General features: G+C 64.0%; 19 protein-coding genes and 2 pseudogenes. 10 read left to right on the top strand and 11 right to left on the bottom strand.

All coding sequences use genetic code 11. The features are described from left to right. Positions 1 to 685 (bottom strand): RNA polymerase sigma factor (locus H3V53_RS15905; RefSeq protein ID WP_336598742.1); only part of this gene is annotated, 685 nt, incomplete at its 3' end. Positions 686 to 835: 150 nt separating this feature from the next. On the opposite strand from H3V53_RS15905, the gene H3V53_RS15900 reads away from it, so the two are divergent. Beyond that, complete coding sequence (locus H3V53_RS15900; protein ID WP_336598741.1) at positions 836 to 1729, top strand: metallophosphoesterase family protein; 894 nt, start codon at positions 836 to 838, stop codon at positions 1727 to 1729. 13 nt (positions 1730 to 1742) lie between these two features. After that, positions 1743 to 2120 carry a cupredoxin domain-containing protein gene (locus tag H3V53_RS15895; RefSeq protein WP_336598740.1) on the top strand — a complete coding sequence of 126 codons (378 nt, stop codon included), beginning with the start codon at positions 1743 to 1745 and terminating at the stop codon, positions 2118 to 2120. Positions 2121 to 2286: 166 nt separating this feature from the next. On the opposite strand, the gene H3V53_RS15890 is transcribed toward H3V53_RS15895, so the two are convergent. Continuing rightward, positions 2287 to 3198: a LysR family transcriptional regulator gene (locus tag H3V53_RS15890; RefSeq protein ID WP_336598739.1), complete on the bottom strand. Its 912-nt coding sequence runs from the start codon at positions 3196 to 3198 to the stop codon at positions 2287 to 2289. Positions 3199 to 3504: 306 nt separating this feature from the next. Between H3V53_RS15890 and gcl the strand changes: the two genes are divergently transcribed. The 3 genes from gcl (at position 3505) to H3V53_RS15875 (ending at position 7184) form a co-directional block, all read left to right on the top strand. Continuing rightward, complete coding sequence (gene gcl / locus H3V53_RS15885; RefSeq protein ID WP_336598738.1) at positions 3505 to 5280, top strand: glyoxylate carboligase; 1776 nt, start codon at positions 3505 to 3507, stop codon at positions 5278 to 5280. A gap of 127 nt (positions 5281 to 5407) precedes the next feature. Next, positions 5408 to 6208, top strand: a complete 801-nt coding sequence (otnI, locus tag H3V53_RS15880) for a 2-oxo-tetronate isomerase (protein WP_336598737.1) — start codon at positions 5408 to 5410, stop codon at positions 6206 to 6208. Between the two features lie 67 nt (positions 6209 to 6275). Further along, the gene (locus H3V53_RS15875) at positions 6276 to 7184 is read left to right on the top strand and encodes a 2-hydroxy-3-oxopropionate reductase (protein WP_336598736.1); all 909 of its coding nucleotides are present in this window, start codon (positions 6276 to 6278) and stop codon (positions 7182 to 7184) included. A 1007-nt stretch (positions 7185 to 8191) separates the two neighbouring features. Here H3V53_RS15875 and H3V53_RS15870 read toward each other — a convergent pair. The 7 genes and pseudogenes from H3V53_RS15870 to H3V53_RS15840 all read right to left on the bottom strand — a co-directional run bounded on the left by H3V53_RS15870 (position 8192) and on the right by H3V53_RS15840 (position 16097). Next, on the bottom strand, positions 8192 to 9454 hold the full coding sequence (locus tag H3V53_RS15870; RefSeq protein WP_336598735.1) for a PQQ-dependent sugar dehydrogenase: 1263 nt from the start codon (positions 9452 to 9454) through the stop codon (positions 8192 to 8194). Between the two features lie 366 nt (positions 9455 to 9820). Further along, a complete protein-coding gene (locus H3V53_RS15865) occupies positions 9821 to 10849 on the bottom strand; it encodes an asparaginase (protein WP_336598734.1) in 1029 nt (342 codons plus the stop codon). Between the two features lie 133 nt (positions 10850 to 10982). After that, on the bottom strand, positions 10983 to 11909 hold the full coding sequence (locus H3V53_RS15860; RefSeq protein ID WP_054926842.1) for a CysB family HTH-type transcriptional regulator: 927 nt from the start codon (positions 11907 to 11909) through the stop codon (positions 10983 to 10985). Positions 11910 to 11969: 60 nt separating this feature from the next. After that, positions 11970 to 13027 (bottom strand): annotated as a pseudogene (locus H3V53_RS15855) (sulfate/molybdate ABC transporter ATP-binding protein). Positions 13028 to 13042: 15 nt separating this feature from the next. Beyond that, on the bottom strand, positions 13043 to 14011 hold the full coding sequence (gene cysW, locus H3V53_RS15850; protein WP_336598733.1) for a sulfate ABC transporter permease subunit CysW: 969 nt from the start codon (positions 14009 to 14011) through the stop codon (positions 13043 to 13045). After that, the gene (cysT, locus tag H3V53_RS15845) at positions 14008 to 14910 is read right to left on the bottom strand and encodes a sulfate ABC transporter permease subunit CysT (protein ID WP_336598732.1); all 903 of its coding nucleotides are present in this window, start codon (positions 14908 to 14910) and stop codon (positions 14008 to 14010) included. The genes cysW and cysT overlap by 4 nt, the downstream gene beginning before the upstream one ends. Before the next feature lie 119 nt (positions 14911 to 15029). Beyond that, the gene (locus H3V53_RS15840; RefSeq protein WP_336598731.1) at positions 15030 to 16097 is read right to left on the bottom strand and encodes a sulfate ABC transporter substrate-binding protein; all 1068 of its coding nucleotides are present in this window, start codon (positions 16095 to 16097) and stop codon (positions 15030 to 15032) included. Positions 16098 to 16506: 409 nt separating this feature from the next. Between H3V53_RS15840 and lexA the strand changes: the two are divergent. From lexA to H3V53_RS15825, 3 genes and pseudogenes are all read left to right on the top strand, one after another. Continuing rightward, positions 16507 to 17158, top strand: a pseudogene (lexA, locus tag H3V53_RS15835) (transcriptional repressor LexA). 27 nt (positions 17159 to 17185) lie between these two features. Then, positions 17186 to 17530: a hypothetical protein gene (locus H3V53_RS15830; RefSeq protein WP_054926837.1), complete on the top strand. Its 345-nt coding sequence runs from the start codon at positions 17186 to 17188 to the stop codon at positions 17528 to 17530. 206 nt (positions 17531 to 17736) lie between these two features. After that, positions 17737 to 18369, top strand: coding sequence for a DUF2939 domain-containing protein (locus H3V53_RS15825; protein WP_336598730.1), 633 nt, complete (start codon positions 17737 to 17739; stop codon positions 18367 to 18369). A 50-nt stretch (positions 18370 to 18419) separates the two neighbouring features. Here H3V53_RS15825 and H3V53_RS15820 read toward each other — a convergent pair whose 3' ends face one another. After that, a complete protein-coding gene (locus H3V53_RS15820; protein WP_336598729.1) occupies positions 18420 to 18884 on the bottom strand; it encodes a universal stress protein in 465 nt (154 codons plus the stop codon). Positions 18885 to 19182: 298 nt separating this feature from the next. Here H3V53_RS15820 and nodI point away from each other — a divergent pair, with 298 nt between their 5' ends. Then, positions 19183 to 20097 carry a nodulation factor ABC transporter ATP-binding protein NodI gene (gene nodI, locus H3V53_RS15815; RefSeq protein WP_336598728.1) on the top strand — a complete coding sequence of 305 codons (915 nt, stop codon included), beginning with the start codon at positions 19183 to 19185 and terminating at the stop codon, positions 20095 to 20097. A gap of 47 nt (positions 20098 to 20144) precedes the next feature. After that, a complete protein-coding gene (locus H3V53_RS15810) occupies positions 20145 to 20972 on the top strand; it encodes an ABC transporter permease (RefSeq protein ID WP_336598727.1) in 828 nt (275 codons plus the stop codon). A 56-nt stretch (positions 20973 to 21028) separates the two neighbouring features. On the opposite strand, the gene H3V53_RS15805 is transcribed toward H3V53_RS15810, so the two are convergent. Continuing rightward, complete coding sequence (locus H3V53_RS15805) at positions 21029 to 21451, bottom strand: hypothetical protein (RefSeq protein WP_054926831.1); 423 nt, start codon at positions 21449 to 21451, stop codon at positions 21029 to 21031. Positions 21452 to 21568 lie beyond the last annotated feature (117 nt).

Genomic DNA, 21568 nt, shown 5'->3' with positions numbered 1-21568 from the left:
CGGGACGCGCTCCCGGCATCTCATCGGTTCCGTCGGTCCCGTCGGCCGGATCGCGCGCACGGTGCGCGGCGCCCGCCTCGCGCGCGTCGCCTGGCTTGCGCGCGCTCCCCTTCGATTGCAGCGACGTCAGCACTGTCGCCAGCTTTCGACGCCCTCGCGCGAGCCGCGACATCACGGTGCCCACGGGCAGATCGGCGATCTGCGCGATCTCGCGGTAGCTCAGCTCTTCCAGCTCGCGCAAGATCAGGACCTCGCGATACTCGACGGCCAATTGTTCGAGCGCCTCGTGCACGAGCCGCGTGTCCTCGTCGCGGATCATCAGCGCTTCGGGGTCGGGCGAGCTCGAATTCCAGCCTTCGAACGACTCGTCGTCGAGGTTCTCGTCGAACTCGATGGTCGCGTTCACGCCGCCCGAGCGCCTGCGCCATTCCGTGTACCACGTGCGCCGCACGATCGCGAGCAGCCAGGGCCGCGCCGTCTCGCCGTGGAACGTGTCGAAAAAACGGAATGCGCGCATGTATGCATCCTGCACGACGTCGTCGGCGTCGTGCCCGTTGCCGCACAGCCAGCGCGCCAGGTTGTACGCCGCGTCGAGATGCGGCAGCGCCATCTGCTGAAAGCGCAGACTGCGTGCCGCCTCGGCGCGCGCGTCGCCAGATCCAGCATGTTTTCCGGTCTCATCCACCGATTGCCTCCAGGCTTGGCCAGACTCACAGCAACAATACCGATCCGAAATCCAGTTTATTCCCGCATTTATTCATGCCGCGAAAAAAGCGGGAATAGGAAGCATGGCCGCGCAGTAATACAGATGAGTCTTTCACTCGCGAGGAGAACCATGCAAAGCGCTCTCAAAAGTCTCAGGCGGCGTGACTTTCTGCGGCTCGCGGCCGTCGGCGGAGCGGCCTTCGCGTCGGCGCTGCCCGGTTTCACGTACGGACGCGACGACGATTTCTACTTCGTCCAGCTTTCCGATGCGCACTGGGGTTTCGAAGGCCCCGGCGTCAACCCCGATCCAAAGGGCACGCTGCCGAAGGCAATTGCCGCCGTCAACGCGCTGCCCTCGCCGCCCGATTTCGTGATCTTCACGGGCGACCTCACGCACACCACCGACGACAGCGCGCTGCGCCACGAACGCATGCGGCAGTTCCAGCAGATCGTCGCAGACCTGAAGGTGAAGCCGCTGTATGTGATGCCGGGCGAGCACGACGCGAGCCTCGACGCGGGCACCGCGTACAAGGAGCACTTCGGCCAGACACACTACACGTTCGATCACAAGGGCGTGCACTTCATCACGATCGACAACGTGTCGGACCCGGCAGGCCGCGTCGGCGACCAGCAGATCGCGTGGCTTGCCGCCGATATCGACAGGCAGCCGCAGGATGCGCGCATCGTCGTGTTCACGCACCGGCCGCTGTTCGATCTCGCGCCGCAATGGGACTGGGCGACACGCGACGGCGCGCAGGTGATCGACGTGCTGAGCCGGCGCAAGAACGTCACCGTGTTCTACGGGCATATCCATCAGGAGCACCACATGGTGACGGGCAACATCGCGCATCATGCGGCGCGCTCCCTGATGTTCCCGCTGCCGCCCGCGATGTCGCAGGCGAAGAAGCTGCCTGTGCCGTGGGATGCATCGGCGCCCTACCGCGGGCTTGGCTGGCGGCAGGTCGAAGTGTCGAGGCCCTCGGGCGCGCTCGCGCTCAACGAGATGCCCATCAAGACGTCGTGACGGGGAGACCAGCATGCAGACCTTTACCGTCGACAGGACGCGGCGCCGCTTCTTCACGCTTGCAGCGATGAGCGCCTTGCTCGTCGTCGCGGGCCGCTTCGAGGCGCGCGCCGCCGAGCCGCGCGTGATCAAGGTGAGTGCCCGCAAGTTCGTGTTCACGCCCAATCAGATCAAGCTCGCGCCGCATGAGAACGTCGTGTTCGAACTGACGGCGCAGGACACGGTCATGGGCTTCGCGATCCCGCAGTACAACGTGCGCGCCGATGTGCCGCCGGGCGTCGTCGTGCGCGTGCCCGCCCAGGCGGGCGCGGCCGGCACCGTCGATTTTCTGTGCGACATCTTCTGCGGATCGGGGCACGAGACGATGAACGGGACGATTGTGGTGGGGTGAGGGATTTGACCTGGCGGTATGGTTTTTGGGGGTGCTTTTGGTCCGGTGGCGTCAGGGTTGCGCCATCGCGGAGGCCCACGCAAAGGGCAACACCACCGGCAATGCCCGCGCCGCGTAGGCGCCAAAAACCAAACCCGAACCACAAAAGCCCGCGCAGCCAACTCCTTCATTCGACACTCGCCCAATAATCCGCCCGCGCGTACACCTCTTTCAGATAATCGATGAAATACCGCACTTTCGCGGGCACATAGCGCTGCTGCGGATACACGGCAAGGATGTCGTAATCAGGCAGCGCATATTCGTCGAGCACCGTCTCAAGTTCGCCGCGCGCGAGCTGCTGATCGATTTCCCACGTCGAGCGCCACCCAAGCCCGAGCCCCTCCGATACCCACCGGTGCAGCAACTCGCCGTCGTTGCAGTCGAGCGTGCCGCCCACCCGCACTGTCGTCAGCTTGCCGTTGCGCCGGAAATACCAGCCGCGGTTCTGCCCGCCTTGCAGGTTGAACGCGAGACAGTTGTGGTTCGGCAGGTCCTCGAGCGTCTTCGGCTTGCCGTGCTTGCGGAAATAGTCGGGCGTGCCGCACACCACGCGCCGGTTCGTCGCGAGCTTCACGGCGACGAAATTCGGATCGACGGCGCCGCCGATACGGATCGACAGGTCATAGCCCTCGCGCACCAGATCGACGACGCGGTCGGTCAGATTGAACGACACCTGCAACTCGGGCTTGTCCTTCAGGAACGCGGGCGCAAGCGGCGCGACGTGCTTGCGTCCGAACGCGGCGGGCGCCGACACGATCAGATGACCATTCACGGAGCGCCGCCCCGCCATCAGTTCGTTTTCAGCCTGATCCCATTCGCTCAGCAGCCCGCGACAGCGCTCCAGAAACGCGGCGCCCTCTTCGCTGACGACGAGCCGCCGTGTCGAGCGGTACATCAGCTTCACGCCGAGGCGCTTTTCGAGGGCATCGATGCGCCGCCCGAGGATCACGGGCGACACGCCCTCTTCCAGCGCCGCCGACGCGAGACTGCCCGCGTCGGCGACCCGCACGAAGGTTTCGATCTGTTTGAAGCGGTCCATGTTCGTCTCCTGTCGGCGGCCGTGGGCGCGTCTGGCTGAGCTTTCGCCCGAACCTCGCCCCTGTCTCGCCCCTGTCTCATCACTATGTCGCCCTATCTCGCCCTTGCCGCACCTGCGCCGCTACCGCGCGCCCTTCCGGCGGGCGTTTCCCAGGATCGCGCGCAAACGGCGCGGGACCCGAATTCCATACTTTTTGTTTCGTAATAAGCGACCGTGATTGATCTTATCAAACCCTGGATGCAGTTTTAAAGTGTGGCCAACACCCCATCACGCCCCACCGGCATTACAGACTTCAGGAGACACAACATGGCCAAGATGAGAGCCGTCGACGCAGCAGTGCTCGTGCTCGAAAAAGAAGGCATCGACACGGCTTTCGGCGTTCCGGGCGCCGCCATCAATCCGTTCTACTCGGCCATGCGCAAGGCAGGCAACATCAGCCACGTTCTGGCGCGCCACGTCGAAGGCGCATCGCACATGGCCGAAGGCTATACGCGCGCTGCACCGGGCAACATCGGCGTGTGTATCGGCACGTCGGGCCCGGCAGGCACCGACATGATCACGGGCCTCTATTCCGCTTCCGCCGATTCGATCCCCATTCTGGCGATCACGGGCCAGGCGCCGCGCGCGCGTCTGTACAAGGAAGACTTCCAGGCAGTCGACATCGAATCGATCGCGAAGCCCGTCACCAAGTGGGCCGTCACGGTGCGCGAGCCGGCCCTCGTGCCGCGCGTGTTCCAGCAGGCCTTTCACCTGATGCGCTCGGGCCGCCCCGGCCCCGTGCTGGTCGATCTTCCCATCGACGTGCAACTCGCCGAAATCGAGTTCGACATCGACACGTACGAGCCGCTGCCCATCTACAAGCCCGCCGCGACCCGCAAGCAGATCGAAGCGGCCCTCACGCTGCTCAACGATTCGGCGAAACCGCTGATCGTCTCCGGCGGCGGCGTGCTCAACGCCGCGGCAGAAGACCTGCTGGTGCAGTTCGCCGAAACGGTCGGCGTGCCCGTCATCCCGACGCTGATGTCGTGGGGCGCGATTCCCGACGATCACCCGCTGATGGCGGGCATGGTCGGCCTGCAGACGTCGCACCGCTACGGCAACGCGACGATGCTCGCCTCCGACTTCGTGCTCGGCATCGGCAATCGCTGGGCGAACCGTCACACGGGCAGCGTCGAGGTCTACACGAAGGGCCGCAAGTTCGTGCACGTCGATATCGAACCGACGCAGATCGGCCGCGTGTTCGGCCCGGACCTGGGCATCGTGTCCGATGCGAAGAAGGCACTCGAACTGTTCGTCGAAGTGGCGAAGGAATGGAAGGCGGCTGGCAAGCTGAAGGACCGCGGCGCGTGGGTCGAGGAATGCCAGGCCCGCAAGCGCACGCTGCAGCGCAAGACGCACTTCGACAACGTGCCCATCAAGCCGCAGCGCGTGTATGAAGAGATGAACCAGGTGTTCGGCCGGGATACGTGCTACGTGAGCACGATCGGTCTGTCACAGATCGCCGCCGCGCAGTTCCTGCACGTCTTCAAGGCGCGCAACTGGATCAACTGCGGCCAGGCCGGTCCGCTCGGCTGGACGATTCCGGCTGCGCTCGGTGTGCGAGCCGCTGATCCGCAGCGCCCCATCGTCGCGCTGTCGGGCGACTACGACTTCCAGTTCATGATCGAAGAGCTGGCCGTGGGTGCGCAGTTCAAGCTGCCGTACGTGCACGTCGTGGTGAACAACTCGTATCTGGGCCTGATCCGCCAGGCGCAGCGCGCGTTCGACATGGATTACTGCGTGCAGCTCGCATTCGACAACATCAACGCGCCGGAAGTGGAAGGCTATGGCGTCGATCACGTTGCCGTCGCGGAGGGCCTCGGTTGCAAGGCGATTCGTGTGTTCAAGCCGGAAGACATCAAGCCCGCGCTGCAAAAAGCACAGTCGATGCTCTCCGAGTTCAACGTGCCTGTGATCGTCGAAGTGATTCTCGAGCGTGTGACGAACATCTCGATGGGCACCGAGATCGACGCGATCAACGAGTTCGAAGACCTCGCCGTGACGCGCGCCGACGCGCCGAGCGCCGTCAGCCTGCTCGACTAAGCGCCGTCGCATTCCGCTTCGTCCGTTTTCTCCGCTTCACCGCTTCATCGTGCCGGAGGCGCTTCGCAAGAAACGCCTCCGACGCACGCCACGCTGTTCAATTTGACCGACCAGAGAGAAAAGCAACATGCCGAAATTTGCCGCGAATCTGACGATGCTGTTCAACGAAGTACCGTTCCTCGACCGCTTCGCAGCGGCCGCCGATGCGGGCTTCGACGCCGTCGAATTCCTGTTTCCGTATCCGTATCAGATCAACGAACTGTCGGAGCGTCTGCAGCAAAACAAGCTCAAGCTCGTGCTGCACAACCTGCCTGCCGGCAACTGGGAAGCGGGCGAACGCGGTATCGCTTCGCTGCCGGATCGCGTCGGCGAGTTTCAGGAAGGCGTGGGCCGCGCCATCGAATACGCGAAGGCGCTGAAGGTGCCGCAACTGAACTGCCTGGTCGGCATTCCGAAGAACGTCGATGCCGACAAGGCACGCGCGACGATCGTCGATAACCTGCGCTTTGCCGCCGCGGCGCTGAAGAAGGAAGGCATCAAGCTGCTCGTCGAGCCGTGCAACGCGTACGACATTCCGGGCTTCGCGCTGAACCGTTCGGCCGAAGGTCTCGACGTGATTCAGGCTGTCGGTTCCGACAACCTGTTCCTGCAATACGACATCTATCACATGCAACGGATGGAAGGCGAACTCGCCGCGACGATCAAGAAGCACTTCGCGCAGATCGCTCACATCCAGCTCGCCGACAACCCGGGCCGCAACGAACCCGGCACGGGCGAAATCAACTATCCGTTCCTGTTCGATCTGCTCGATTCGCTCGGCTATCAGGGCTACGTCGGCTGCGAGTACAAGCCGCGCACGACAACCACGGAAGGCCTCGGCTGGCTTCAAAGCGTCGCGGGCGTGAAGCGCGCACACGCGTCGGCCTGAACAGCGCCACGCCCCTCACGAACACCCGAGCACACTTTTCGAACCTCATTATCTGGAGACTCATTCAATGGCAAAGATCGGTTTCATCGGCCTCGGCATCATGGGCGCGCACATGGCGCGCAACCTCATCAAGGGCGGCCATTCGCTCGTCGTCAACGGCAAGTTCCCGGTGCCCGAAGATCTCGCCAAAACGACCACGGTCGTCGCCGATTCGACGGCTGTAGCGCAAGCGTCGGACATCGTCGTCGTGATGGTGCCGGACACGCCCGATGTCGCGAACGTGCTGTTTGCCGACGATGGCGTTGCGAAGGGTTTGTCGAAGGGCAAGCTCGTGATCGACATGAGCTCGATCTCGCCGCTCGACACGCAGAACTTCGCGAAGCAGATCAACCAACTCGGCTGCGACTACCTCGACGCCCCCGTCTCCGGCGGCGAAATCGGCGCACGCGACGCGACGCTGACGATCATGGTCGGTGGCCCGGAAAAGGCTTTCGACCTCGCCAAGCCGCTGTTCGAGCTGATGGGCAAGAACATTTCGCTGATCGGCGAGAACGGCGCGGGCCAGACCTGCAAGGTGGCGAACCAGATCATCGTCGCGCTGAACATCGAAGCCGTTGCGGAGGCGCTGCTGTTCGCCGCGCGTTCGGGCGCCGATCCCGAGCGTGTGCGCAAGGCGCTGATGGGCGGCTTTGCATCGTCGCGCATTCTCGAAGTGCACGGCGAGCGCATGACGAAGCGCACCTTCAACCCCGGCTTCAGGATCGAGTTGCACCAGAAGGACCTGAACCTCGCGCTCGACGGCGCGCGCAAGCTGGGCATCGCGTTGCCGCATACGGCGAGCGCCCAGCAGCTTTTCAGCGTGTGCGCAGCGAACGGCGGCAAGGCATGGGATCACTCGGCGATGGTCCGCGCGCTCGAGATCATGGCGAACTTCGAAGTCGCGCAGGCGCCCGCCGCCGAGCAGAAAGCGGCCTGATCGACGCAACAAACGATGCCGCGTGTTCGCACGCGGCGCAGGTGGGGCGCCCGGTCCGGCGCGCGGCACGCATCGGATCGGGCAAATCATGTCGCTCTGGGCTGAGAGCGGCAAGTGGGGTCCGCAGCGGCACCCGGCGATGCCGGGGAAGCCTTGGTCGGTCAGACGTCATCGTCGGGTGTCCTGCTGTGGTTTTGGTTTTTTGTCTGCGACGCTGTTTTGTGGTGCGATTTGGTGCCTTGGCTGCGCGGGCTCTTCTAATGCGCGTTCGACTTCTTCGCTGGCATCCACGATAGCGCCTACGCGGCGCGGGCATTGCCGGTGTGCGTTAGCCCTCTTCGCGGGCAACTGCTGCGCAGACCTTTCCGATGCGCGCTCGCCCTCTTCGTTGGCATCCGCGATAGCGCCTCGCGGCGCGAGCGTTGCCCCTGTGCGGGGCGGCACTTACTTTCTTTGCCGCCGCAAAGAAAAGTAGGCAAAAGAAAGCGGGCTACCACCGCCAGCCCTTGGCACTTGCCCACGGGCTCTCAACGTCCCCGCACTTCGCGCGGCATCGCGCTGTTCGGTTTTTTGGTGCCAGCGTACTTGCGGTGGGCCTCACCCGCTTCATGCGTCCGTGCAAACGTCGGCGCCATCAGATCTTTTGGGCCCTGTGCGGCAATCTCTGTGTAGGTTGGCTTGCCGCAAATGGCAGCGCCCGAATGGCGTGGATATTGCGAAGCGATGGTCGCGTGCAGTGACGCGCGCGCGTGAAACGGATGCGGCGATTGGGGATGCGTAGGCGACGCACGCGAAAAGAAAACTGCCGCGTGAACAGAGGGGACGTTGAGAGCCCGTGGGTAACGGTCAAGGATTGGCGGTCGTAGCCCGCTTTCTTTGCTTACTTTCTTTGCGGCGGCAAAGAAAGTAACTGCCGCCCCGCACAGGGGCAACGCTTGCGCCGCGAGGCGCTATCGCGGATGCCTGCGCACACCACACAAACGCAAACGCCCATGCCGCGAGGCACTTCACTTCGAGTACGAAATCCGGTAAACCGCGCCCGCGTAATCGTCGGAAACGAGCAGCGACCCATCCTGCAACTGCTGCACGTCGACGGGACGCCCCATGTACTCGCCGTTCGGCGTCAGCCAGCCTTCGGCGAACACCTCCGTCTGGCCGACCGTGCCGTCATCCTTCACAGCCGTGAACATGATCCGCGCGCCGATCGGCTTGGTGCGATTCCACGAGCCGTGTTCTGCATCGAAGATGCCGCCCCGGTACTTCTCCGGAAACATCTTGCCCGTGTAGAACGACATGCCGAGATCGGCTGCATGCGCCGCATATTCGACGGCCGGGAACACGACGCCCGCAGGCGGCGTGTCGTTCCGGTACTCGTCCGTGCGCACGTGTCCGCCGCCGTACCATGGAAAGCCGTAGTTCGCGCCCATTTTCACCGCGTGATTCAGCTCGCCCGGAGGAATGTCGTCGCCCATGCCGTCCACCTGGTTGTCGGTGAACCACAGCGACTTGTCCTTCGGATTGAAGTCGAGCCCCACCGAATTGCGCACGCCATGCGCATAGATCTCGCGGTTCTTGCCGTTCTGGTCCATACGGATGATGCCCGCGAGCCCGTTTTTGTCGAGCTCCGCGAGCTTGCTCTTCGGCGGCACGTTCCAGGGCTGGCCGAGCGCGATGTACAGCTTCTTGTCGGGCCCGACGCGGCAGTAACGCGCACCGTGATTGGCGCTCTCCAACTGCGTCGGAACCAGTTTGCCCTGCGGAACGACGACGGCGGCGGCCACATCCGGCCCGCCTTTGCCGACGACCTGCGCAGCGGGAAACGCCAACACCCGGTTCTGCTCCGCGACGTACAGCACGCCCTCGGGCGAGAAGCACACGCCATTGGGGTCCTTGAACGTCACGGAACTCGCGAACTGCACGACGTCGTCGGCGACGCGCCGCTTCCTGCCGTCGCTCACCTGCCACACGCGATCCCCGCGCGTGCCCACGAACACGACGCCCGTCGACGGCTCGACCGCCATCGCGCGCGCCTCGGGTACGATCGCATAAAGCTCGATCCTGAAGCCGGGCGGCAGCTTGACCGCCTTCAGGTTCTCGCGCAGCGCGTCGGCGCGCGCGCCCGTTTGCGGCACCGTTTCGGCCGGCTTCGTGTTGCCCGCGGTCCTGGAGTTCGACGGCGTCTGCACGCTGTCCTGAGCCGCCCGCGCGGCGGGCAAGACAGCCAGCGCCGCGCCGACGGCGAGCGGCCAAAGCCTCAGAGTTGCGTTCATCGGGGGTGTCTCCTGTCGGGCAACGTCGCGGCCTGCGCCTCACGCTGCCCATGCAAGCGGGTTGCCGTCGCCGTGATGCCGGTGGTTGGGCCTGCAACTACTGGAAAGACATGAATGCGCACATTGCGAATGATCGCTGCGCGAGCCGTTGCAAAAGCAACGGACCGAGCAGGCGATGTCATTTGAAAGCTAGCCCGACGCACGCGTATGAAGACGGCTTCAATCGTCCGGTTATTGATTGTTATAGACGATGCAGCGTCAAACGTAGTGACAGAAGGCGGAGCGAAGCGGGTCCGACATCGAAGTGCAAGAGAAGTCGCGTGATATCCGAAAGGACGTTCGCGCCGTCCTTTCGGATGCAAGAAATCAGTAGGTATCGAATACCTGCTGCAATGCGACGGGCGTCGTGTGTCCCGCCGCGAGCGCGAGCATCAGCAGCACGCGGGCCTTGTACGGGTTGAGCGCGCCCGCCGTGACGAAGCCGAGGGCGTCGTCGGAAGCCGCGCCGTTGCGCATCACATGCCCGGAACCGACGCGCGACGAGCGCACAATCGCCACGCCTTTCGCGGCTGCGTCGGCGAGCGCCGTTTGCACGCTCGCGTGAATCGAGCCGTTGCCCGTGCCCGCCACAACGAGGCCCCGCACGCCTGCCGCGACGAGGGCATCGACGGCGATGCGCGACGCGCCCGCGTAGCTCGCGATGATGTCGACGGCGGGCCATCCGGCGCCGATCGAATCGATCGAAAACGGCGTGGCCGTCGTGTGCGGCCGCACGACGCGCCGCTGAAACTCGACGCGTCCATCCTGCACCCAGCCAAGCGCGCCCATCTCCGGCGACTGGAACGCATCGACGGCATAGGTGCTCGTCTTCACCACGTCACGCGCGCTGTGAATGCGGTTGTTGAACGCGACCAGCACGCCCTGCCCTTTGGCTTGCGCGTTGCCCGCCACCGTCACCGCGTTGAGCAGATTGAGCGGTCCATCCGCGGACAGCGCCGACGACGGCCGCATCGCCGCCGTCAGCACGACGGGCTTGTCGCTCTTGACGCTCAGATGCAGCAGATATGCGGTTTCTTCGAGCGTATCGGTGCCATGCGTGATGACGATGCCATCAACGGTATCGGACGCCAGCAGATCGTTGACGCGTCGCGCAAGCGTGGCCCACAGCGCGAGCGTCATGTCCTTGCTGTCGACGCTCGCAACCTGCTCGGCCTGCACGTTCGCGACCGTCGCCAGCGACGGCACGGCGGCCAGCAGCTGCCCGACGCCGACGACGCCCGCCTGATAACCCGACGTATTGGTGGCATCGGGCGCGGCGCCCGCGATCGTGCCGCCCGTGGCGAGCACGGCGACGCGCGGCAGCGTCGATGCAGATGATGAAGTGAGAGTATTCATGGCGGCGATTGTAAGCGATGTGCCCGGCGCCGCCATCGATGAAAACACGAGCCGGATAGCGAACCGGTTCGCGAGCCCGTTCGCGAGCCGGATAGTGCGCTGCTCACGCAGCGCGCCACTCGCTGTCGCTCGTTCAGGCTGCTTCGCGCAACTGGCTCGCGATCTCCGCTTCGTGCAGCTGCGGCGCGAACATTTCGATCAGCCGGTACGCGTACGCGCGCAGGAACGCGCCCTTGCGCAAACCCACGCGCGTAGTGCTTGCTTCGAACAGATGCTGCGTGTCGAGCGCGACCAGTTCGCTGTCGCGCTTCGGATCGAACGCCATGGCGGCGACGATGCCGATGCCCATGCCGAGTTCGACATAGGTCTTGATCACGTCGGCATCGATAGCCGTCAACACCACGTCGGGCATCGCACCCACTTTCGCGAACGCCTGGTCGATGTGCGAGCGGCCCGTGAAATCCTGGTCGTACGTGACGATCGGATACTCGGCGATCTCTTCCAGCGTGAGGTTTTCGCGGCCCACGAGCGGATGCCCCTTCGGCACGACCACGACGTGATGCCACGAATAGCACGGGAACGTAACGATGTCGGGATAACGGTCGAGCGCTTCCGTCGAAATGCCGATATCGGCCTCGCCGTTGATGATCATCTGCGCGATCTGCTGCGGGTTGCCCTGGCGTAGCGCGAGATGCACCTTGGGATAGACCTCGGTGAACTGGCGCACCACTTTGGGCAGCGCATAGCGGGCCTGTGTGTGCGTCGTCGCGACGACGAGATGGCCGTTGTCCTGGTCCGCATACTGACGCGCGACGCGCCGCAGATTTTCCGCATCCAGCAGCATCCGCTCGATCAGTTGATGCACCGCTTTGCCCGGTTCCGTGAGACCTGTCAGGCGCTTGCCGCGGCGAATGAAAATATCGACGCCGAGTTCGTCCTCGAGATCCTTGATCTGCTTCGAGACGCCCGACTGCGACGTGTACAGCACGTTCGCGACTTCCGTCAGGTTCATGTTCTGCCGCACGGCTTCGCGCACGAAGCGCAACTGCTGAAAATTCATATCGATGTCTCCGGTTCGTCCAGAGTAAGTTTGTTGTTCGCTGCCTGCGTTGAAATCGGATCAATGCGCTGGAAACACACGCAACGCGCGCGGCACGGCCGTCACGCCGTCGCCGACTGAAAGCCGCAATTCCCGCCAGGTCTCGCGATCCAGTTCCGCTTCGAGCACATGTCCTTCACGCGCTTCGAGTTCGACGCGCACCGAACCGCCCAGCGGCACCACGCGCCGCACGCCGCGACGATGCCGTCGCGATGACCCGCCGCCTGCGGGTACAGCACGAGATCGTGCGGACGCACATATGCGAACGCCGGACCTGCAAAGTTCGCTTCGATCGCGATCGGTTGCGCCGCGCCGTCGACCACGAAACCCTTGCCGTCGACGCTGCCGTGCAAGCGGTTCGCCGCGCCGAGAAACTCGTAGACGAACGACGTCTGCGGATGGTCGTACACGTCCTGCGGACTGCCCACCTGCTCGACGCGTCCGTGATTGAGCACGACGATGCGATCGGCCACTTCGAGCGCTTCTTCCTGGTCATGCGTGACGAAGATCGTCGAGATGTGCAGGTCGTCGTGCAGACGGCGCAGCCAGCTGCGCAGCTCCTTGCGCACTTTCGCATCGAGCGCGCCGAACGGTTCGTCGAGCAGCAGCACTTTCGGCTCGACGGCGAGCGCGCGCGCAAGCGCGATACGCTGCCGCTGCCCGCCCGACAACTCGGACGGATAGCGTTGCGCCAGCCAATCCAGTTGCACGAGCTTCAGCAGTTCGTGCACTTTTTCGCGGATCACAGCTTCGGACGGTCGCTCCTTGCGCGGCTTCACGCGCAAACCGAACGCGACGTTCTCGAACACCGTCATATGACGGAACAGCGCGTAATGCTGGAACACGAAGCCGACGTTGCGCTCCCGCGCGCCCACTTCGGCGACATCCTGGCCTTGCAGCACGACCTGTCCCGCGTCGGCGTATTCGAGGCCCGCGATCACGCGCAACAGCGTGGTCTTGCCACAACCGGAGGGTCCGAGCAGCGCGACGAGTTCCCCCGGCGGGAAATCGAGGGAGACGTTGTCGAGCGCGGTGAAATCGCCAAAGCGTTTTTGCAGATTGCGTACGGTAATGCCCATCTTTGACAACTCTCCTTACTGGACCGATTGTGCGGCGGGTTGATTCGACGAAGCCGCCGGCTTCGCGACGGGACCGGCATGGGCGGGCACGTCGTGCGCGCTCGCGAGTTCCGCCGACATATGCCGCTCGGCGAGCAGCTTCAGACCGAGCGTGACGAGCGCGAGCAAGGCGAGCACCGACGCCACGGCGAACGCCGCCGAAAAGTTGTATTCGTTGTAGAGAATCTCGACATGCAGAGGCATCGTGTCCGTCTGTCCGCGAATGTGGCCCGACACCACCGACACCGCGCCGAACTCGCCCATCGCGCGCGCATTGCAGAGAATCACGCCGTACAGCAGGCCCCATTTCACATTGGGCAGCGTGACGCGCCTGAAGATCTGCCAGCCGGACGCGCCGAGCACATGCGCCGCTTCTTCTTCGTCGTTGCCTTGCGCCTGCATCAACGGGATCAGTTCACGCGCGACGAACGGGAACGTGACGAAGATCGTCGCGAGCACGATGCCCGGCACCGCGAAGATGATCTGCACGTTGTGATCGGCGAGCCACGGGCCGAACCAGCCCTGTGCGCCGAACATCAGCACGTAGATCAAACCGGAAATCACGGGCGATACCGAGAACGGCAGATCGATCAGCGTCGTCAGCAGCGCCTTGCCGCGAAACTCGAACTTCGCGATACACCACGACGCCGCCAGACCGAATACAAGATTTAGCGGCACGGCGATGGCAGCCGTCAGCAAGGTCAGCTTGATCGCGGAGACGGCATCGGGATCGGCGAGCGATTCGAAATAGAACGCGACACCCTTGCTCAACGCCTGATAGAACACGGAGACGAGCGGCAGCACGAGAAACAGTGCGAGAAACAGCAGCGCGATGCCCGTCAGCACCCAGCGCACGAGGCGCGGCTCGGTGACGGGATCGGGACGTCGCGCAGCATTCGCATTGCCCCCTGACGAACGCGACAGCATGACGGAATCCTGGCTCATTGCGCACCTCCCGTAAGCGTCGCCGCTTGCGCCGAGACAGGCGTGACCGTCGGTGCCGTGCGTCCGCGACTCGTGCGCCGCTGCAAATACCACTGCAGCGTGTTGATCAGCAGCAGCATCACGAACGACACCACCAGCATCACGACGGCCAGCGCTGTCGCGCCCGCGTAATCGTATTGCTCCAGCTTCGTGATGATCAGCAGCGACGTGATCTCCGACTTCATCGGCACGTTGCCCGCAATGAAGATCACCGAGCCGTATTCGCCGAGCGCGCGCGCGAACGCGAGCGCGAAGCCCGTCAGCAGCGCGGGAAAGACAGCGGGAAACACGACGCGCCGGAACGTCAGCCAGCGCGTCGCGCCGAGGCACGCAGCCGCTTCTTCCTGCTCCCGCTCGAACTCCTCGAGCACGGGCTGCACGGTGCGCACGACGAACGGCAAGCCGATGAACGTCAGCGCGACGAGCACGCCCGCCGGCGTGAACGCGATCTTGATGCCGAGCGGTTCGAGAAACTGGCCGATCCAGCCGTTGCCCGAATAAATGGCCGCGAGCGAGATGCCCGCCACCGACGTCGGCAGCGCGAACGGCAGATCGACGACGGCATCGACGATGCGCTTGAACGGAAACCTGTAGCGCACCAGCACCCACGCCACGAGAAAGCCGAACACGGCGTTGATCAGCGCGCCGCCGAGCGCCGCGAAAAACGTCAGCCGGTATGACGCGAGCACGCGCGGCGACATGACGGCGCGCACGAACTGGCTCCAGTCGAGCGTGGCCGTCTTCAGAAAAGTGGCCGCGAGCGGAATCAGCACCACGAGGCTCAGATACGCCACCGTGATGCCGAGCGTCACGCCGAAGCCGGGTATGGCGCTCGGTTTGCGAAAGGTCAACGTCGTCATGCGAAAAGCTCTTTCAGGTAAATGCGTTGCAATGCCCGTGCTGCCGCCTCCGGCCAGACGCACATTGCCGAAAGCGCGCCCGAGGGCGCGCCTTGCTCAAACTTCACTGCCGCGCTGCTTCACTGCGGCTGGTAAATCGAATCGAACACGCCGCCGTCGGCAAAGTGCGTCTTCTGCGCGTTCGCCCAGCCGCCGAACGAGTCGTCGACGGTGTACAACTTCAGCTTCGGAAACTTCTCGGTGAGGGCAGCCGGCACCTTGCTCGAACGCGGACGGTAGAAGTTCTTCGCCGCGATCTCCTGGCCTTCCTCGCTGTACAGGAAGTTCAGATACGCTTCGGCGAGCTTGCGCGTGCCGTGCTTGTCGACCACCTTGTCGACCACGGCGACGGGCGGCTCGGCGAGAATGCTCGCCGACGGCACCACGATCTCGAACTTGTCCGTGCCGAACTCCTTCACCGACAGGAACGCCTCGTTTTCCCACGCGATCAGCACGTCGCCGATGCCGCGCTGCACGAAGCTCGTCGTCGCGCCGCGCGCGCCGGAGTCGAGCACGCCCGCGTTCTTGTACAGCTTGCTCACAAATTCCTTCGCCTTCTGGTCGTTGCCGCCCGGCTGATGCGCGGCATACGCCCACGCGGCCAGATAGTTCCAGCGCGCGCCGCCCGAGGTCTTCGGATTCGGCGTCACGATCGACACGCCCGGCTTGACGAGGTCGTCCCAATCCTTGATGTGCTTCGGGTTGCCCTTGCGCACGAGAAACACGATCGTCGACGTGTACGGCGACGCGTTGTCGGGCAAGCGCTTCTGCCAGCCTTTGTCGACGAGACCCTTGTTCGCGATGGCATCGATGTCGTAAGCGAGCGCGAGCGTGACGACGTCGGCCTGCAGGCCGTCGAGCACGGAGCGCGCCTGCGCACCGGAGCCGCCGTGCGACTGCTTGAACGTGACGGATTCGCCCGTCTTCGCCTTCCACTCCTTGCCGAACGCCTGATTGACGTCCTGATACAGCTCGCGGGTCGGATCGTAGGACACGTTCAGAAGTGTGGTGTCCGCGTGAGCCGTCGTGATCATGCCGAGCGCAGAGGCCATGCCCAGCGCGAGCGCCACGACCAGACGCCTTGTCCGACCGCGCGGCGCGGCTTGTGCGTTCCCTGCTCCTGCCAACCCCGTTTTCCGATTGCCCATCGACCTTCTCCGTCTTGTTGGTGTGACTGCCTGTTTTCCGCTGATTAATGCACGTCAGGTGCACGCGAGGGTGCCGATGAAGGCGCCCGTCACGCCCTGTGCCGCTATCCGCCGCATTTGGCCGCTGCACAGTCGGCAAGCGGCTCTGGCGCTGCGCGTGTGTTGCTGTTGCATCAGTGGAGGCCAGTCTATCCAACGGGCTTCATCATTAAAAATAATGTTTCTTCATTTTTTAATACGCAATAGTGGTAAAGAAACATTCGACGTCTGTTGAGGCATCGGAAACGCCATATCAACGCGGTCTTTCGACGCTCGCGCGACACCTCACGCGACGAACTTAAAGTAAAGCTTGAAATGCGCCGAATACTGTATAAAAATACAGTCAACTGTCTATCCATACAGTAGCGCCATGACCAAACTCACCGCACGACAGCAGCAGGTTTTCGATCTGATCCGCCGCGCCATCGAGCGCACGGGCTTTCCTCCCACCCGCGCCGAAATCGCCGCGGAACTCGGCTTCAGCTCGGCCAATTCGGCGGAAGAACATCTGCGGGCGCTGGCGCGCAAAGGCGTGATCGAACTGGCAGCGGGCGCGTCGCGCGGCATCCGCCTGATCACCAGTTCGGACGACTCCCCGCATCAGTTCACGTTGCCGCACGCGAGCATCATGCAACTGTCGCTACCGCTCGTCGGCCGCGTGGCAGCCGGTAGCCCGATCCTCGCGCAAGAACACATCTCGCAGACCTACACCTGCGATCCTTCGCTGTTCTCGAGCAAGCCCGACTACCTGCTGAAAGTGCGCGGCCTGTCGATGCGTGACGCAGGCATCTTCGACGGCGATCTGCTTGCCGTGCAGAAAAAAAAGCGAAGCAAAAGACGGCCAGATCATCGTGGCACGTCTAGGCGACGACGTAACCGTGAAGCGCCTGAAACGGCGGCCGAACGGCATCGAACTGATCGCCGAGAACCCCGATTACGAAAACATTTTTGTTCAGGCCGGCAGCGCGGAGTTTGCGCTCGAAGGCATCGCGGTCGGACTGATCCGGCCGACGGAATTCTAATTAGCTGAACACTGTCTGGAGAGACTCATGGAACGCCTTGCCCGCTTGCTGCCTTTTCGCCAGTTCGGCCGTCTGCGCCATCTGCGCAATCTCGTCCCGTGTGCGCCGCTCGACGCGCTCGCGGCCGTTGCGAAGGGCCATACGGCATCGCTGTTCGATGACGAACCTCAACCGTTGCCGTCCGCGCAGCCGGCGTTCGCGCGCGTATCGCTGAACTCGGCGCTCAATGCGGAGCCGGCGCGGCGCGCGCCTGTGCGCGTCTATCACGGTCCGTCGCGCCTCATCATGGTCGGCACCGTCGACGCCGTCTGCAACATGATCGATCGCGCCATCGCGGAAGAAGGCGACCGACTGACGAAACAGGCGGCCTGACGCGCTGAGCGTCGCGCTGCCTGTTGTGTTGCACCTTGTATCGTGTGTTGTGGTGCGTTTTCTGCCCTTTCACGCGCACGTGGTGCGTTTTCTGCCCTTTCACGCGCACGCTCTCATACGCGCCGGCACGCCGCAAACTCGCGGGATCGTTTTGACGCCGCTCCGGTCCACATCAGATCGAAGCTGAAAACGGAGAGTCCCGCACAATGGCAGGTCTGGTAAGAATGCAAGGCCGGGTTGGCCGGCCGCTGCTGATCGCGCTGATCGTTATCGTCATCGTTGGCGTATTGGGCTATGCGTATGCGTCGCCTTACGTCGCGCTTGAACGGCTCATACGCGCCGCCGATTCTCGCGATGTGCAAACGGTCGACGAGTATGTCGACTACCCGGCGCTGCGGGAAAGTCTCAAGTTACAGGTCACGGGGCTTTTGACGCGCCGGCTCGATGTGCAGCACAACGGCAATCCGCTCGCCGCCATTGGCGCGATGATCGGCGTCGCGTTGATTGGACCGCTTGTCGACGCGTATGCGACGCCAGACGGCGTGGCCGCATTGTTAAACGGTATGCCGCCGCGCGGAGAGCCGGGTGAACGCCCGCCTGCGCCGCCCGCTGCGCCAGCAGACGGCGCAACGGCTCGGCCGCCCGCGCCGGGCTCGGGTCCGGGCGCGGCCAACGGCCAGACTCCGCCACAGCCACCGCAAACCACAGCGGGCTACCGAGGCGTCAACGAGTTTGTGGTGAGCTACCAGCACGGTGTCGGCGACACGCGTTATTCAGCGATCTTTCGTCGCAACGGGCTGTTCATGTGGAAGCTGTCAGCCGTCGATCTGAACGGCTGACGGACGTGCAAACACAGGCCCACGAGCACGCGCGCAGCGCTGCGTCTGTCTCAGGCGGCCGCTTGCGCCTCTTCAGCGGCCGACGAGCACGCAACCAGGATGCTGCACGACACGCGGTCGAGCAGCGGCGTGTTGCCCGCGCCCATCCACCAGCGCGACAGCCCTGTGCGGCAACGGTGGCCGACCACCACGAGGTCGACGTGCAGTTCGTTTGCAAGCGACGCGATCTCGTCGATAGGATGACCGAACGCGAAGTGCCCCGTCGCCTTCACGCCGCGCTCAGTGAGCCAGTCGACGCCTTCCTGCAGGATCTCGCGCGCCGTCTTCTCGAAGCTGCCGCACGCGACGTCCGTCAGCAGGCCCGCGCTTTGCGCGATGCTCGACCGCATGTCGACCACCGACAGCAGATGCGTTTCCGCCTTCAGATCAAGCGCGAGATCCGCGCCGCAGCGCAGCGCCTTGCGGCCTTCGCGCGAGCCGTCATAGCACAGCAGAATCTTGTTGTAGCTCGCCATTTTGCTTCCCCCTTCCGCGACTATCGCGGTCTCGCTTGAATCATGGTGCGCCGCAATTCGACATGCAAGGGATGGAAAACGCTAAGTGCGGCGAAGCGCCCAGTCGGGCATGACGCACTGCAAGATAGCCCGTCCGATCGGCCGGTCGTACATGTCGATGTGCCACACACCCTCCAAACGCGCGAGGTCCGATGCCCTAGAATAAGCAGCCGCCGCGCGCGTTGCACCACGCTTTGCACGCGTCGCGGGCGTCGCGCAAACAGGTCGCGCACATAGTCATGGGAGCATCTGCCGTCGTATGTCTGAAGCTGCAATTGAATTCGATGGGGTCGAAAAGCGCTACGGTGGCAAAGTGGTCGTCGACGGCTTGTCCTTCCACGTGCGCGCGGGCGAATGTTTCGGACTGCTGGGTCCGAACGGCGCCGGCAAGACGACCACGCTGCGCATGCTGCTGGGCATTGCTGCCCCCGACGCGGGCAGAATTCGTCTGTGCGGCGAGCCGATTCCCGGACGCTCGCGCTTTGCGCGGGCGCGCGTCGGCGTCGTGCCCCAGTTCGACAATCTCGATCCCGATTTCACCGTCCGCGAAAACCTGCTCGTATTCGGCCGCTATTTCGGGCTGTCCGCCGCGAAGTGCCGCGCGATGGTGCCGTCGCTGCTCGAATTCGCGCGGCTGGAAAGCAAGGCCGATGCGCGCGTCGGCGAGCTGTCGGGCGGCATGAAGCGGCGCCTGACGCTGGCGCGCGCGCTCATCAATGATCCGGACGTGCTGATCATGGACGAGCCGACCACAGGCCTCGATCCGCAGGCGCGGCATCTGATCTGGGAGCGGCTGCGCTCGCTGCTTGCGCGCGGCAAGACGATTCTGCTAACCACGCACTTCATGGAGGAAGCCGAGCGTCTGTGTCATCGGCTGTGCGTGATCGAGGAAGGACGCAAGATCGCCGAGGGCGCGCCAAATGAATTGATCGCTTCGGAAATTGGCTGCGATGTGATCGAAGTCTACGGGCCCGATCCCGTGGCACTGCGCGACGAACTCGCGCCGCTGTCCGTGCGCACGGAGATCAGCGGCGAGACGCTCTTCTGTTACGTCGACGATGCTCAGCCCGTTCACGCGCGCTTGAAACAGCGCGCGGGGCTGCGCTATCTGCATCGGCCCGCCAATCTTGAAGATGTGTTTCTGCGGCTCACTGGCCGCGAGATGCAGGACTGATCGCTTTGCCTGACGCCACGAAACCCACTGCCATCACAATCGAAGCAATGGACGCACGCACCTACGACCGCCCCGAACGCTCCGAGCCGACGCGCGAGCGCTACGCCGCGCTGCCCGCAAACGCCGTCAACTGGATCGCCGTGTGGCGGCGCAACTATCTGGTGTGGCGCAAGCTCGCGCTGGCATCGATGTTCGGCAATCTCGCCGATCCGATGATCTATCTGTTCGGGCTCGGCTTCGGACTTGGGCTGATGGTCGGACATGTCGACGGCGTGTCATACATTTCGTTTCTCGCGGCGGGCACGGTGGCGTCGAGCGTGATGATGTCGGCGAGCTTCGAGTCGATGTATTCGGGTTTTTCCCGGATGCACGTGCAGCGCACGTGGGAAGCCATCATGCACACGCCGCTCACGCTCGGCGACATCGTGCTCGGCGAGATCGTCTGGGCAGCCAGCAAGTCCGTGCTGTCGGGCGTGGCGATCATGCTGGTGGCGGGCGCGCTCGGCTACGCGAGCTTTCCGTCGATGCTGATCGCGCTGCCCGTGATCGTACTGGCGGGGCTCGCATTCGCCAGCGCCGCCATGATCGTGACCGCGCTCGCGCCGTCATACGATTTCTTCATGTTCTATCAGACCCTGGTGCTCACGCCGATGCTGCTGCTCTCCGGCGTATTTTTCCCGCTCGCGCAGTTGCCGGCTGCCGCGCAGATCGCGGCGCAATGTCTGCCGCTCGTGCATGCCGTGGACCTGATCCGGCCCGCGATGCTCGATCGCCCGATCGACGATGCCGCGCTGCATGTGGCCGTGCTGGCCGCGTATGTGCTGGTGCCCTTTTGCGTGTCGGCCGTGCTGTTTCGCCGCCGGATGATGCGCTGAGAGACACGCCGCGCGTCGTACGTCGCGCGGCGGTGCCTCAGGCGAGAACGATCAGATCATTCCTCGTCGTCCGACCACGGTACGTCGACGTCCGAAATGAACTCGACCGTCGCGAACGGGCCACCTTCCTGTCGTCCGATCTTGCCGTCCGCGCGATGCCATTCGACGCGGAACAGCGTACCCGGATCATCGGAGCGCAGGCGGATCGTGCGCAGCTCTTCGGGATCGGCCTCTTCGACGGGGCCGTCGAGCGAAACCAGCAGCGCCTGCGGCCACAAACCCTCGACGGGATCATAGATGCGGTCGCCGTCGGGAATCGACGTATGCGCCTCGACGCCGATCGTCGCCGATGCATCGACGATCATCTTGCCCAACGCGCGCAGCACGGCTGTCGCGCGCGCCGAGTTGGCCTGACGGATCGCGAGGTCGCCGCGCGTCAGCGCCTGCTCGAGTTTCGGGTTGGTTTTTTGTTGGGCCATGCGATGTCCTGTGTGACTGATGGGCGGTTACCCGCCCTTGCGAATATTTTCCGACGCCGCGCCGCGGTGCTTCCGCCGTCCTCCCCAGTTTAGGACGAGATTGCCCGCGGCGATGCC

Source organism: Paraburkholderia bengalensis (assembly GCF_037126505.1).
In the GTDB taxonomy this organism is placed as follows: domain Bacteria; phylum Pseudomonadota; class Gammaproteobacteria; order Burkholderiales; family Burkholderiaceae; genus Paraburkholderia; species Paraburkholderia bengalensis.
This window is presented reverse-complemented; position numbering and strand designations above follow the sequence as displayed.

Bases quoted from the DNA above. Each gene is read 5' to 3' on its own strand.
- H3V53_RS15825 (WP_336598730.1), top strand. From the start codon at position 17,737: ATGGCAGGTCTGGTAAGAATGCAAGGCCGGGTTGGCCGGCCGCTGCTG.
- H3V53_RS15875 (WP_336598736.1), top strand. From the start codon at position 6,276: ATGGCAAAGATCGGTTTCATCGGCCTCGGCATCATGGGCGCGCACATG.
- H3V53_RS15870 (WP_336598735.1), bottom strand. From the start codon at position 9,454: ATGAACGCAACTCTGAGGCTTTGGCCGCTCGCCGTCGGCGCGGCGCTG.
- cysT (WP_336598732.1), bottom strand. From the start codon at position 14,910: ATGACGACGTTGACCTTTCGCAAACCGAGCGCCATACCCGGCTTCGGC.
- gcl (WP_336598738.1), top strand. From the start codon at position 3,505: ATGGCCAAGATGAGAGCCGTCGACGCAGCAGTGCTCGTGCTCGAAAAA.
- H3V53_RS15900 (WP_336598741.1), top strand. From the start codon at position 836: ATGCAAAGCGCTCTCAAAAGTCTCAGGCGGCGTGACTTTCTGCGGCTC.
- nodI (WP_336598728.1), top strand. From the start codon at position 19,183: ATGTCTGAAGCTGCAATTGAATTCGATGGGGTCGAAAAGCGCTACGGT.
- H3V53_RS15820 (WP_336598729.1), bottom strand. From the start codon at position 18,884: ATGGCGAGCTACAACAAGATTCTGCTGTGCTATGACGGCTCGCGCGAA.
- otnI (WP_336598737.1), top strand. From the start codon at position 5,408: ATGCCGAAATTTGCCGCGAATCTGACGATGCTGTTCAACGAAGTACCG.
- H3V53_RS15890 (WP_336598739.1), bottom strand. From the start codon at position 3,198: ATGGACCGCTTCAAACAGATCGAAACCTTCGTGCGGGTCGCCGACGCG.
- H3V53_RS15895 (WP_336598740.1), top strand. From the start codon at position 1,743: ATGCAGACCTTTACCGTCGACAGGACGCGGCGCCGCTTCTTCACGCTT.
- H3V53_RS15830 (WP_054926837.1), top strand. From the start codon at position 17,186: ATGGAACGCCTTGCCCGCTTGCTGCCTTTTCGCCAGTTCGGCCGTCTG.
- H3V53_RS15805 (WP_054926831.1), bottom strand. From the start codon at position 21,451: ATGGCCCAACAAAAAACCAACCCGAAACTCGAGCAGGCGCTGACGCGC.
- H3V53_RS15860 (WP_054926842.1), bottom strand. From the start codon at position 11,909: ATGAATTTTCAGCAGTTGCGCTTCGTGCGCGAAGCCGTGCGGCAGAAC.
- cysW (WP_336598733.1), bottom strand. From the start codon at position 14,011: ATGAGCCAGGATTCCGTCATGCTGTCGCGTTCGTCAGGGGGCAATGCG.
- H3V53_RS15840 (WP_336598731.1), bottom strand. From the start codon at position 16,097: ATGGGCAATCGGAAAACGGGGTTGGCAGGAGCAGGGAACGCACAAGCC.
- H3V53_RS15865 (WP_336598734.1), bottom strand. From the start codon at position 10,849: ATGAATACTCTCACTTCATCATCTGCATCGACGCTGCCGCGCGTCGCC.
- H3V53_RS15810 (WP_336598727.1), top strand. From the start codon at position 20,145: ATGGACGCACGCACCTACGACCGCCCCGAACGCTCCGAGCCGACGCGC.